The sequence below is a fragment of the Chroococcus sp. FPU101 genome, from assembly GCF_017312365.1.
Classification (GTDB): Bacteria; Cyanobacteriota; Cyanobacteriia; order Cyanobacteriales; family Microcystaceae; genus Chroococcus.
The window spans coordinates 107,854-119,666 of sequence record NZ_BLJI01000007.1; the positions used below are offsets into that span (position 1 = coordinate 107,854).

Below are 11,813 nucleotides of genomic sequence, written 5' to 3' on the forward strand. Positions count from 1 at the left end.
ACCCTCCCTTAGATTCCTATTCAATCCGTAAATAAAACGGCAGTCTAGTATAAATCCCTTTAGGATCATTAAAACTTTTAAAAATAATCAATTCATCTTTAAGCTTCAAAACATCCTGAGTTAATTGAGCCGAAGCAGGAGTAAAATCACTAATCTCGGTTCTAAAAAGCCTGTTCAAGAATTTTTCTTCCCAAGTTTTTCGATTAGGATATTCTTCTAGACTCCAATTGTTTTCTAATTTTGCAATTTTGACAGTATATTGAATCGCTTCTTCTAAACCGCCAATTTCATCAACTAAACCAATTTTAAGAGCGTCTTGACCTGACCAAACTCGCCCTTGTGCAATTTCTCTAACTTTACTTTCGGGTAAATTACGTGATTTGGAAACTTTATTAATAAATAAACTATAAATTTCATTAACAAAGTTCTGATAAATTTGTAATTCTTTCTCAGTTTTTGGTCTAACATTGGTACCCAAATCGGCTAATTGTCCAGTTTTTACGCTATCCCAAGTTAAACCATTATTATTACCAATCTTTTGGAGATTGAATAAAATTCCAAAAACTCCGATAGAACCCGTAATTGTACTTTTGTCGGCAAAAATCCGTTTACCACCTGTCGAAATCCAGTAGCCTCCCGAAGCAGCAACATCACCCATCGAAACAATAACAGGTTTTTTCTCGCTTAAACGATTAATTTCCCTAAGAATAACTTCTGAAGCAGTAGCACTTCCCCCAGGGCTATTAATTCTCAAAATAACTGCTTTTATCTCATCATTATCTCTGAGTTGACGGAGTTCTCGCGCATAACGATCGCCACCGACTTCGTTTGCTTCTCCTGCACCATCAACAATTGTGCCATCTGCGTAGAGAACTGCAATTTTGTTAGTATTATTTTCATTGACTGATGTTAAAACACCATTCGCATAGCTATCTAAACTAATTTGACGGAAAGATTGATCTTCTTGTTTAGGTTCTCCTGTTATTTCCTTCAATTGGGCTAAAACTTCATCAAAATAAGCAATTTTATCAACTAATCTCGCTTGTTTTGCTGCTTGTGGTTTGAGGATACCTTGATTATCTGCGATCCCTTGTAGTTGATCTCGATCAATCTGACGACTGCTGGAAACTTGTGTTAAAAAATCCCCCCAAACACTATCTAATAAAGTTCTAATTTGTTGACGGTTTTCGGGACTCATATTCTGTCGAGTATAAGGTTCAACCGCAGATTTAAAATCACCCACTCGTACCACTTGAACACCGACACCAAATCTATCTAAGGCACCTGCATAAAATAGAGGTGCTACACTTAAACCATTAAATTCGACGGTTCCCATCGGGTTAATCATGATTTGATCAGCAATTGAACCTAGATAATATTCTTTCTCACTCCATTCCACATCATAAGCTAGGATTTTTTTCCCCGATTTTTTAAAATCTGCTAAAGCTTGACGAATTTCACTTAAGATGGCATAACCACTTTCATCAATGCCACCTTTACCATAGAGAAAAATCCCTGAAATGCGAGAATCTTCTTTTGCTTTGGCGATGCTTTGTAAAACTTGTCGTAGAGTGAGCGAGGTATTATTATTTTGAAAAGCTTGAGCTAGAGATGAAGCAGGTTCGGTATCTTGTATTGTGGTTGATAAATCAAAGACTAACATCGATTTGTTATCAACTGATGAGCCGTTATTTTGTCCTGATCCCGCAAACAAAAGAGCCAATATTCCGCCAGTTCCTAAAATAAGTAATAAGAATAGTGCCGCTAAACTTCCCAGACAACTTGCAAAAATTTGTTTTGTGAATTGGCCCATTGCAGTCGATCAATAAAGAGTATTGTAATCTTTATGTTATCGCTTCTAACACGTTGGAATGTTTAAGATCAGCTAGAGTTTGATTTCCTGTACAAAAAAGAGCCGTTGTGATTTCCGCACTCAATAGTTGTACTAATTCGTGTAAAGCATCTAATGATTGATCGGCAGCTTGTAAAAAGGGTAACGCTAAACCCGCTAAATCGGCTCCTAAAGCGATGACTTTTGCCACTTCTAAGCCATTGCGTAACCCACCTGATGCAATCAAGGGAACGGTTGGAAATTGTTGGCGAATTTGGACAATACATTCGGCTGTCGGTATGCCCCAGTCCCCAAACGTTTCACCTAAGCGACGTTGTAAAGAATATTGCGATCGCTCACTTTCCACTTTAGCCCAAGAGGTTCCCCCCGCACCTGCAACATCAATCGCTTTGACCCCCGCCTCTAAAAGCTTTTGCGCCATTTTCTGTGAAATTCCATTCCCTACTTCTTTGGCGATTACAGGCACCGAAATTTTACTGCATAAATTATTAATTTTGTCAAATAATCCTTTAAAATTAGTATCGCCGTTCGGCTGAATACATTCTTGGAGGGGGTTAAAGTGAAGAATCAGAGCATCAGCTTCGAGTAGTTCGACAATGCGTAAACACTGCTCCAAATCATAAGCGTAATTAAGCTGTACGGCTCCAAGATTGGCAAAAATGAGGGCATCTGGAGCAAAGGAGCGCACGGCAAAAGTATCGGCGACCTCTGGCTTTTCGACTAAAACACGCTGTGAACCGACTCCCATCGCTAGTTTATGGGTTTGAGCGATCGTTGCTAGACGATAATTAATTTCTTTTGCTCTTGCTGTTCCCCCTGTCATCGAAGAAATCAGTAACGGTGCATTAAGCGTTTTACCGAAAAATGTTGTAGAGATATCGACTTCTTTGAGATCCAATTCTGGAAGACAGCAGTGAGTGAAACGATATTTTTCTAAACCATTGGTTGTTTGATGAAATTGAACATCATCTTCTAAACAAATCCGCAAATGATCATCTTTGCGAATCTGGGTATTACTCATATTGCCTCAGTCATCGCGTCAAACAACACTAATTCTAACCTTTTATCAACTCCACTGCATCTTTATGATCAACGGATTGAAGATAAACCTTAACCTGTTCTTCTTTAGATGTGGGTAGCATTTTTCCTGTAAAATCAGGATGGATCGGTAATTCGCGATGTCCTCGATCAACTAAGGTTAGTAGACGAATCACTTCTGGACGACCGTATTCAGTAACAGCGTTTAATGCGGCTCTAATCGTGCGACCTTTATAAATCACATCATCGACTAAAATCACCGTTTTACCCGTTAGACTCTGAGGAATTTTGCTTTTTTCGGGGGTACGGGTTTTAATGCGATCTAAATCATCTCGGTAAAAAGTGATATCAATGGCACCGACGGGAACTTTAACCTGTTCTAGGGTTTCAATTTGATTAGCCAGTAGATGAGCAAGGGGAACGCCTCTTGTATAAATTCCCAGTAAGATCAATTGCGACAAATCATCATTTTTTTCAATGATTTCTGACGCAAGACGATTTATAGTTCTACGAATTTCATCGGCTGAGAGGATTTGTATCAGTTGTTCTGACATAGAGGCTGGTTTAGGACAATCAATAGCATCAATCTACTAGATTAACTTGAGTATATACAAAAAATTGTCCCACTAAAAAAGACGTGTCTTACACACGTCTATGGCCGACTCATGATCACAAATTAGATAGATGCGCCTGCTGCGGGTGCGGAACCTGAGCGATCAACGATCGTTCTTAAAATTGTAATTTGTTGTTGAAACTCTTCATTTTCGAGGCTGGTTATCCATTGGTCAGCCGTATCGGAAAGTGTATAATCTTCGGGGAATGGTATAATAACACCTTCGTCCATGCCTTGCGCTAAAAAATACCAGAAAGCAAGTTTACTATTTGCTCTTAAAGATCCATACTCGCGGGTAATTTCATTAGAAACCCCATTTAGAATATCACGCTGAATTTGTAATTGTTCTTCTTGCGATTTTTCTTTAACTTGATTATATAATCCACCAGAAATCGCGGATTCAGCAGAACCAGGTGCGGCGATCGTGATTGAAGTACCCATTTTTTTATAGACGAACCACAATATCGCTAACTGTTCATCTACGCCAAATTGTCTAAAACTGTCGCTTAGTTGATTTGTATCTTCTGAAATAGGAAAAGAAACCATTAGTTATAAACCTCTAAATTCATCAGAACAATTTTTTTAATTGTTATTGATAAATCTTAGTCATGTTATTAATTCAAGACATCATACTCTTGACAGAGTTTTCATCAACTTTTTACTCAACTACGATTTATTCCTCAAGACAGAAAAAAAAGTTATAAAAATACAAATTTCGACCGATTAAATTCAGATCGCTTCTAAATTAGTCTCTCCCGTTCTAATTCTGACAATTTCTTCAATCGAAGATATAAATATTTTGCCGTCTCCTATTTCTCCAGTACTGGCACTGATCACTAAAGCTTCTAATAAAGAATTAACTTGATGCTCCTCAACAATAATTTCTAACTTGATTCGATTGACAAAATCGATCATATATTCTGCACCTCTGTACAAAACTTCTTGTTTTTTACTTCGACCAAATTGTCGTTGTTCTGAGACAGTCAAACCAATAACCCCCGCATTAACCAAGGTCGTTTTGACTTCTTCTAGTTTGTGCGATCGGATAATAGCTGTAATTTTCTTCATTACTAGAACATTAAATCTTTTCTTTAGCTTACGTCTTTCCCTGTAGGAAACTCATTAAATTTTCTAAAAAGGCGGTACTTAAACTACTATTATTGCTGCTCATCCTTTTTGTTTCTTCTATGGGATTAAGATCGAGGGAATTAAGCGACAGGTTAGGAATAGATGACGTAACCATCATCGGTAATTCTTCAACCAGATCAACGACAATCAAACGGAAGGCAATTTGTTGTATTTTATCAATAGGGATTTGTAGTTGTTCTGCGATCGCTTTTAGACTAACTTGGCCATCAGTATATTCCCAAACATTCCATTCTGCTTGATTGAGATGAAGCGTCGGTTTACCTTCACTGCGACTGGTTAAAGCTGAATGAATCTCAGGTAGTTTGTTTTGTAACGCACTCCAATCTTGTAAAGCGCGTAAACCTGCAAGGGTGACTTCTGAACCAAGACTACTTAACCCTGTCAGTTCAAGAGAGGGAATAGCAGCATTACTATCAAAAGTAAAATCAGCGTCGGGTAACTCAAATAAAGCACAGACTTGCTGCATGACTTGAGTATAAAATAAGAGTTTAAGCTGATCGGCTTGCAAAAGGTTATTTGCTTTGAAATACAATCCCAAGGGTGTTGTTTTTAGCTGTTCAGATGAAATCGATGGCAGAGAATTAATCCATCCTCGCTTTTGGATTAAAACAAGTAATCCTGTTTCGTCATTGCGATCGCTGGCAGCTACAATACGACCCTGACGGAACCAGATATAATGTTGTTTTGTTTCTTGATTAAAGGAATTTAGGGTGAGTAACCCCGTTTTTTGTCCTTGTTCAAGGAATTGGAATAGTTCGGGTAAAGAAAATTCTGATAATTGTCCTGTAATCAGCATAATCAGTCACAAATGAAGTTTAAAAACTAAACTAGACACTCAAGCATTAATTGTTTAACCAAAACGATTACTGCTTGAGCAACTGATCCTGTTTTGGTTGCATTTACTGTAATAATGGGGGGGCGGTTTTTTTCGTTAGTATAACCCAAAGCGATCGCCATATTTTCTGGAAACCAGGCCCCTGGACAATCCGTATGTGTTAAACCAATGATCATCGGAATTTTAGCGCGTTGTTCCATAAAATTAATGATGCGACGTGCATAACGAAATTCACTGGGACGGTTCGCTGGAATTAGGATCATATAAGCATGGGCTTTACAGATCAGAATATCCCACATAAAATCAAAGCGAGACTGGCCTGGCGTTCCATAAAGATGCAGAGCCATATTTGGACTAAATTGCAAACGACCAAAGTCAAAAGCAACTGTGGTTTTAGGTTTTAAAAGCTTTGTTTCATCGGTAGCTTGTCGATCTGTATCTACTACTTCTATTTCGCTTACTGAACGAATAAAAGTCGATTTACCTGCACCTACTGGACCTGTAATCACCAAGCGCATAATCTCCATAAATATATTATTCTCCCTAGTAATAAACTTATTAAAAAGGAGGAGATGATCAATCATTCATGACACCTCCTCATCTAGATAATCAGGATCTGGCTTAAAGGATAATTAAACTAAGAGTGTTTTGAGGTCTTCTAAAGCCCGTTTGATTTCTAACATTAAAACACCTTGCTTAACGGCTTTGCTGGCTAGTACCAGAAAAACAGCATCATTTCCGCAGCTTGTTAGAACCCCATACCCTTCATTACCTTCGACGTAAATTCGGTCAACGCCACCTCTTGCGAGTTCACTCCCAATTCTTTCACCTAGAGAAAGCATCGCGGCTGACATCGCGGAAACTCGTTCATCATCCATCCCAGGGGGAAGCGCGGATGCTAGTGAAAGTCCATCAGGAGTGACGACGGCTGCACCTTGAACGTCATTGGTTCCAGTAACAAAACCTTGTAAAACATTTGTTAATTTTCCAGTGTTAATACCCATAAATACCTCGTTTAGTTCAAAATAATCAAAAATCAGTTTATGATTGTCAATTGCTACACAACAGCAGCATCCGTCGCAATGAGACGACGGAATGATCCTTCTGTCCATCCAGATTCTTTTAAAACAGCTTTAGAAGAAACTTTAATATAAGCTTGTTCAATAAAGGCTAAATCAATCATGCAAATTTTACTTAGAGCATCTCTTAATTCGTTTCCTTTACTTTCTGCTTGTAGTTTTTGAGTAATTTCTCTAACAACTGTCGCCATCGCTGGAACGACGTGTTGTGGCCCAATTCCGACCCGTACATGAATTAAACCAATACGCCAGCGACGTTCAGCATAATTAGTTCCCCAAGCGTCCATTCCAGTGAACATCTCTTGAAACCATTCTATAAAAGTTTCTCTAAGACGGTGGATTCTGCCATCAGAAGCATTTAAAATGGAACTCATTTCGGGGTCACGACCGAGATAATCATAAAAACAATTGGTCATTTCTGAGACTACTGTTTTTCCCCAATCAGCATAAAAGTTTAAGATGGCTTTATCTGAATTGCTAAATAGCATTCGTTGTTCCATCTTTTGCATAAATTCTTGAGGATTTAATGTCATATTTTTCTCCTAGCACACAAACTAAACTTTTTTTACCTAAGTTGGAGTGACTTAAAGATCTCGGTTTCTCAGGATGGATTTGATAAAGTCCTACAAACGCTAAACACTATACTGTGTTGTAACTAACTCTATTTATCCCTAACAAAGTCGCTTATTGTAACCGCATTTATACGGATTTTTTAAGTAGCTTTATGATTAAATTTTTTGCTTAATTAAGAAAAATTAATTTATTTATCAAAGTATGATGATTTTTAAAGATGTGTATAAAAATTCAATCCTTAAATTTCTCATTTTGTCATTGTTCCATGTTTAAATCAATCAAATCTTAAAAAAATATAGATATTTTCAATTGATGATATGATCAGTTTGTCTAAATTAGTTTATAAATATTTACAATAACTATCTTTTTTATAAAAATGTGTTGCTAGTTACTGAATTGTTATTTAACTTCATCAATCAAGTTTTAAAAAACAATTAATTTTACCTAAAAAAACTTATGAATCAACAAATAAAAATCGATAATTTATTAACATTACTTATTCCACTTAGCATTATTATTAGTAGTTTATTAATTGGAATTTTATTTAAAAGATATTTCTTTGCTCGTTTATTTAAAAGTCGCACTCTTCAAGGATGGAAACTTGATACTATTCTCGTTGATCCTCTGCAAAAAATTAGTATTTTTTGGTTTTTGTTGGGAGGTATTTCTCTTTCATTACGAACTCTTCCTTTTCAATTAAGTATTATTTTAGTCGCTCAAAAACTTTTATTAGCAACTTTTTTAGGATCATTTACGGTTCTGTTGGCTGAAGTAGCCGTTACAATTCTTAGGGTTTATACGACAAAAGATGATGGAATTTCGCCTTTAACAACTCTTTTTGATTTTCTGTTAAAAGTTACTGTTTTTAGTATTGGTTTTTTACTCATCTTACAGTCGGTGGGAGTCAGTATAACCCCATTTTTAACGGCTTTTGGAGTTGGTGGCGTATCCATTGGTTTAGCTTTACAAAATACTTTATCTAACTTAATGTCTGGGATCAATATTATTACTTCAAAAAAAGTACGTCCAGGAGATTATATCCAACTTAAAACGGGTGAATCTGGTTATGTTAGAGATGTAGAATTAAAATATACTATTATTCAAGAAATTACCGAAAATTTAATGGTTATTCCCAATTCTAAAATTATTACTTCAAGTTTTAGAAATTATAGTTTACCTGATAAATCAATTATTCTATCTGTTGACCTAGCTATTAGTTATGATAGTGATTTAGAAAAAGTAGAACAAATAACACTTGAAGTAGCTCAAGAAATTCTGAAAAAATTTAACAATTCTAAAGATAAAATATATTATAAACCTTTTATTCGCTATCAACAATTTGATTATTTTAGTATTAATTTAACAGTCTATCTCAAAATTCGAGAAGATGAGTTTTTTGAACATATCACCTTAAAACATGAATTTTTAAAAAAGTTACATCAGCAATATAGAGCAGAAAATATTAATGTTCCGTTTCCTTTAAAATTAGCTTATTTACCTAAATTTAATGATGATATAAATTTTGAGACAGAAGAAGATAATGATGTAATCAATTAAATTGATGTTCAATTTTTAATTTAGTTACAATCCAAAAAATAAAATAGCTTGCACACATAGTTACGTTAAAAAAACTGTGTACTATGATAGTGAGTGACCTTTCACTACTAAGCTATGAAGTTAAGTCTAGAAATCATACTGCTATTGCCAGCTTTAATAATCTTATTACCTAGTCTTGTCTTTTTTATAGAATGTTTAGCAGCGAGCCAAGCGAAGATCGATCATCAAGCCATTTTAGAAAACGATCAAGAAGCGAATCCTAGAGTGACAGTTCTTGTTCCCGCACATAATGAAGCCGATGCGATTTCTAGCACAATTGAAAGTATTTTACCGCAGTTAACAAGCACCGATCAACTGATTGTCATTGCGGACAATTGTACTGATACAACGGCTCAAGCTGCTCGTCAGTATCCGATAATTGTGATCGAAAGATTTAATATCGATCAGCGAGGTAAAGGATACGCTTTAGACTATGGGCTGAAATATCTCGAAAAAGAGCCACCCGAAATTTTGATTACAGTTGACGCTGATTGTTTTGTAGAGTCAAATACCATCAAAACTATAGCTTGTCTAGCCCATCAAAAGCAACGACCCGTTCAATCGACCTATCTAATGGAGCATCCGATCAATCCTACAGTAAAAGATCTAATTTCAGCTTTCGCCATTAAAGTCAAAAATTTAGTGCGTCCTATTGGTTTAGCACAGTTAGGACAACCTTGCTTACTCACAGGTTCAGGGATGGCTTTTCCTTGGTCTGTTATTCGACAAGTTTCATTAACCAATAGTAAAACAACTGATGATATGCAGTTGTCCGTCGATTTAGCACTCGCAGGCTATTCACCGTTTTATTGTCCACAAGGCAGGGTAAAAGGGCGTTTAATGGCAGACCAATGGGCAGCTAGTCAACGATCGCGCTGGGAACATGGTCATATTGAAATGATTTTGACCGAAACACCTCGTTTACTAAAAGCCTTTAGAGAGCAAAAACGTCTAGATTTACTAGCACTTGCTCTAGAGATCAGCGTTCCTCCTCTATCTCTTTTGGTCTTACTTTGGTGCTTAATGTTGATTATTACTCTAATTGGTGGGTTATTGGGCTTATCTTGGCTTCCAAGTGGTATTCTTGCAGTGGCGGGTCTGATGATCATGATCGGTGTTTTTGCCGCTTGGTTCAAGTTTGCTCGCACCGAGATTCCACTTAGTACTTTAAGAGATATTGTTAGATATTTAATCTGGAAAATTCCGATCTATTTCGCTTATCTTAACAATCCTAAGAGTCGATGGCTTGAAACAGAACGAGACAAAAATTAAAGATATTAATTGATGAGATCTCAACTAAGCTTATGTCTGTTGTAGCGATTAATACAGAATCCGTACAAATCAAAAACGGAGATTTAGCTATTGATGCTTATCTCGCCATGCCACAAGAAGATCTGACTTATCCCGCTATTATTGTGGTGCAGGAAATTTTTGGTGTTAACGATCATATCCGAGATGTCACCCGTCGAATTGCTCAAGAAGGATATATTGCTATTTCCCCAGCCATATATCAACGTCTTGCCCCTGGGTTTGAGACAGGATATACCCCTGAAAGTATTGCTATTGGGAGAGAATACAAAAACCACACCAAAGCAGACGAATTACTAAGCGACATTCAAGCAACCATCGACTATCTGTACACCTTACCCCAAGCCCAAAAACAGGGAGTAGGTACCATAGGCTTTTGTTTTGGGGGTCATGTCGTTTATTTAACCTCGATTTTAGAGCAAGTTAAAGCGACAGCCTCATTCTATGGTGCAGGAATTACGACTGGAACACCTGGAGGAGAAGGAACAACTCTAGAACGAACCTCAGAAATTAAAGGAACCATCTATGCTTTTTTTGGAATGCAAGATGCTAGTATTCCCGCGACACAAGTATCGGAGATTGAAACCCAATTGCAAAAATATAACATTCCTCATCAGATTTTTCGCTATCAAAACGCAGAGCATGGATTTTTTTGTGATGGGCGTGCCAGCTACAATAAATCTGCGGCCCAAGATGCTTGGTATCATGTGCTAGAGTTGTTTAAGACAACTTTAAAAAATTAGTGGGTGACGCTCTGAGGTAATTAGACGTACACTGGAGACGAACCCCAATTGAAACGTTTAGGATTTTTGTAATCATGCCATCGCCATCTTTTTCCATGGATGATTTTGTACAAGCTTTGGATCAATATGATTATCAATTTGCCAAAGGACAAATCGTCAAAGGTAGAATCTTTCAACACACTTCAGATGGCGCATTTGTAGATATTGGGGGAAAATCTCCAGGTTTTGTACCGTTACGTGAAGCCTCGGCTCAATATATTACTAATATTGCTGAAGCTTTACCCCTACAAGAAGAAATGCAGTTTCTCATTGTCGCTGAACAGAATGCAGAAGGACAAGTCACCCTATCGCGTCGTCAACTGCTTATGAGACAAGCGTGGGATCATATCGAAGAAATTGCCGAAAGTGATACATCAGTACAAATGCGAGTCAGTGGAGTCAACAGAGGTGGAGTGACTGGAGAAGTAGAAGGGCTAAAAGCATTTATTCCCCGTTCTCATCTCATTGAAAAAGATGATTTAGATGCTTTAGTCGGGCAACTGCTAACTGCTAATTTTCTGCAAGTCGATCGAGAAAATAATAAGCTTGTTTTATCTCAAAGACAACTGGCTAAAGCCGCAGCTATGCAGCATTTAATTGTTGGGGCATTAGTCGAAGGAACAGTGGTCAAAATTCAGCCCTATGGCGTATTTGTTGATTGTCAGGGAGTAACTGGTTTATTACATATTAAACAGGTAAGTCAGTCTCATGTCGATGCGTTGACAACTCTATTTAAAATTGGACAGAAAATTAAGGTCGTTGTTGCCGACATCGATGAATACAAAAATCGGATTTCTTTTTCTACAAAAATTTTAGAAGCTTATCCAGGCGAAATCTTAGAAAAAATGGATGAAATGATGGAAAATGCACACGATAGACTAGAAGAGGCGAAAGCCAGACAAACACAAAATCCTGATTAATATTTGTGTTGAAATAAGATCAGAGAATCAATTCTTTGTCTAATAGCAAAAGTCGACGGGCTGTGGCG

The 11,813-nt window shown here is 37.0% G+C and carries 13 protein-coding genes; 4 read left to right on the forward strand and 9 right to left on the reverse strand.

The features are described from left to right. Positions 1 to 16: 16 nt before the first annotated feature. The 9 genes from sppA to CFPU101_RS09285 all read right to left on the reverse strand — a co-directional run bounded on the left by sppA (position 17) and on the right by CFPU101_RS09285 (position 7,099). The gene (gene sppA, locus CFPU101_RS09245) at positions 17 to 1,813 is read right to left on the reverse strand and encodes a signal peptide peptidase SppA (RefSeq protein ID WP_206815069.1); all 1,797 of its coding nucleotides are present in this window, start codon (positions 1,811 to 1,813) and stop codon (positions 17 to 19) included. Positions 1,814 to 1,844: 31 nt separating this feature from the next. Further along, complete coding sequence (gene fni, locus CFPU101_RS09250) at positions 1,845 to 2,873, reverse strand: type 2 isopentenyl-diphosphate Delta-isomerase (protein WP_206815070.1); 1,029 nt, start codon at positions 2,871 to 2,873, stop codon at positions 1,845 to 1,847. A gap of 34 nt (positions 2,874 to 2,907) precedes the next feature. Continuing rightward, the gene (pyrR, locus tag CFPU101_RS09255; RefSeq protein WP_206815071.1) at positions 2,908 to 3,444 is read right to left on the reverse strand and encodes a bifunctional pyr operon transcriptional regulator/uracil phosphoribosyltransferase PyrR; all 537 of its coding nucleotides are present in this window, start codon (positions 3,442 to 3,444) and stop codon (positions 2,908 to 2,910) included. 122 nt (positions 3,445 to 3,566) lie between these two features. Continuing rightward, positions 3,567 to 4,049, reverse strand: a complete 483-nt coding sequence (locus CFPU101_RS09260) for an orange carotenoid protein N-terminal domain-containing protein (protein ID WP_206815072.1) — start codon at positions 4,047 to 4,049, stop codon at positions 3,567 to 3,569. A 183-nt stretch (positions 4,050 to 4,232) separates the two neighbouring features. After that, positions 4,233 to 4,571: a P-II family nitrogen regulator gene (locus tag CFPU101_RS09265; protein ID WP_206815073.1), complete on the reverse strand. Its 339-nt coding sequence runs from the start codon at positions 4,569 to 4,571 to the stop codon at positions 4,233 to 4,235. Positions 4,572 to 4,599: 28 nt separating this feature from the next. Beyond that, positions 4,600 to 5,448, reverse strand: a complete 849-nt coding sequence (locus tag CFPU101_RS09270) for a DUF4388 domain-containing protein (protein WP_206815074.1) — start codon at positions 5,446 to 5,448, stop codon at positions 4,600 to 4,602. Positions 5,449 to 5,474: 26 nt separating this feature from the next. After that, positions 5,475 to 6,005, reverse strand: coding sequence for an ATP/GTP-binding protein (locus CFPU101_RS09275; protein WP_242577848.1), 531 nt, complete (start codon positions 6,003 to 6,005; stop codon positions 5,475 to 5,477). Between the two features lie 114 nt (positions 6,006 to 6,119). Further along, positions 6,120 to 6,491, reverse strand: a complete 372-nt coding sequence (locus CFPU101_RS09280) for a roadblock/LC7 domain-containing protein (RefSeq protein WP_206815076.1) — start codon at positions 6,489 to 6,491, stop codon at positions 6,120 to 6,122. A 53-nt stretch (positions 6,492 to 6,544) separates the two neighbouring features. Continuing rightward, positions 6,545 to 7,099: a protoglobin domain-containing protein gene (locus CFPU101_RS09285; protein WP_206815077.1), complete on the reverse strand. Its 555-nt coding sequence runs from the start codon at positions 7,097 to 7,099 to the stop codon at positions 6,545 to 6,547. A 496-nt stretch (positions 7,100 to 7,595) separates the two neighbouring features. On the opposite strand from CFPU101_RS09285, the gene CFPU101_RS09290 reads away from it, so the two are divergent. From CFPU101_RS09290 to CFPU101_RS09305, 4 genes are all read left to right on the forward strand, one after another. Further along, on the forward strand, positions 7,596 to 8,696 hold the full coding sequence (locus CFPU101_RS09290) for a mechanosensitive ion channel family protein (protein WP_206815078.1): 1,101 nt from the start codon (positions 7,596 to 7,598) through the stop codon (positions 8,694 to 8,696). Between the two features lie 114 nt (positions 8,697 to 8,810). Further along, positions 8,811 to 10,007, forward strand: a complete 1,197-nt coding sequence (locus CFPU101_RS09295; protein ID WP_206815079.1) for a glycosyltransferase family 2 protein — start codon at positions 8,811 to 8,813, stop codon at positions 10,005 to 10,007. A gap of 32 nt (positions 10,008 to 10,039) precedes the next feature. After that, on the forward strand, positions 10,040 to 10,786 hold the full coding sequence (locus CFPU101_RS09300) for a dienelactone hydrolase family protein (RefSeq protein ID WP_206815080.1): 747 nt from the start codon (positions 10,040 to 10,042) through the stop codon (positions 10,784 to 10,786). Positions 10,787 to 10,881: 95 nt separating this feature from the next. Next, positions 10,882 to 11,745 (forward strand): S1 RNA-binding domain-containing protein, encoded by an 864-nt coding sequence (locus CFPU101_RS09305; protein ID WP_206815120.1) that lies wholly within the window; start codon positions 10,882 to 10,884, stop codon positions 11,743 to 11,745. Positions 11,746 to 11,813: the final 68 nt, after the last annotated feature.

Bases quoted from the DNA above. Each gene is read 5' to 3' on its own strand.
- sppA (WP_206815069.1), bottom strand. From the start codon at position 1,813: ATGGGCCAATTCACAAAACAAATTTTTGCAAGTTGTCTGGGAAGTTTA.
- fni (WP_206815070.1), bottom strand. From the start codon at position 2,873: ATGAGTAATACCCAGATTCGCAAAGATGATCATTTGCGGATTTGTTTA.
- pyrR (WP_206815071.1), bottom strand. From the start codon at position 3,444: ATGTCAGAACAACTGATACAAATCCTCTCAGCCGATGAAATTCGTAGA.
- CFPU101_RS09260 (WP_206815072.1), bottom strand. From the start codon at position 4,049: ATGGTTTCTTTTCCTATTTCAGAAGATACAAATCAACTAAGCGACAGT.
- CFPU101_RS09265 (WP_206815073.1), bottom strand. From the start codon at position 4,571: ATGAAGAAAATTACAGCTATTATCCGATCGCACAAACTAGAAGAAGTC.
- CFPU101_RS09270 (WP_206815074.1), bottom strand. From the start codon at position 5,448: ATGCTGATTACAGGACAATTATCAGAATTTTCTTTACCCGAACTATTC.
- CFPU101_RS09275 (WP_242577848.1), bottom strand. From the start codon at position 6,005: ATGCGCTTGGTGATTACAGGTCCAGTAGGTGCAGGTAAATCGACTTTT.
- CFPU101_RS09280 (WP_206815076.1), bottom strand. From the start codon at position 6,491: ATGGGTATTAACACTGGAAAATTAACAAATGTTTTACAAGGTTTTGTT.
- CFPU101_RS09285 (WP_206815077.1), bottom strand. From the start codon at position 7,099: ATGACATTAAATCCTCAAGAATTTATGCAAAAGATGGAACAACGAATG.
- CFPU101_RS09290 (WP_206815078.1), top strand. From the start codon at position 7,596: ATGAATCAACAAATAAAAATCGATAATTTATTAACATTACTTATTCCA.
- CFPU101_RS09295 (WP_206815079.1), top strand. From the start codon at position 8,811: ATGAAGTTAAGTCTAGAAATCATACTGCTATTGCCAGCTTTAATAATC.
- CFPU101_RS09300 (WP_206815080.1), top strand. From the start codon at position 10,040: ATGTCTGTTGTAGCGATTAATACAGAATCCGTACAAATCAAAAACGGA.
- CFPU101_RS09305 (WP_206815120.1), top strand. From the start codon at position 10,882: ATGGATGATTTTGTACAAGCTTTGGATCAATATGATTATCAATTTGCC.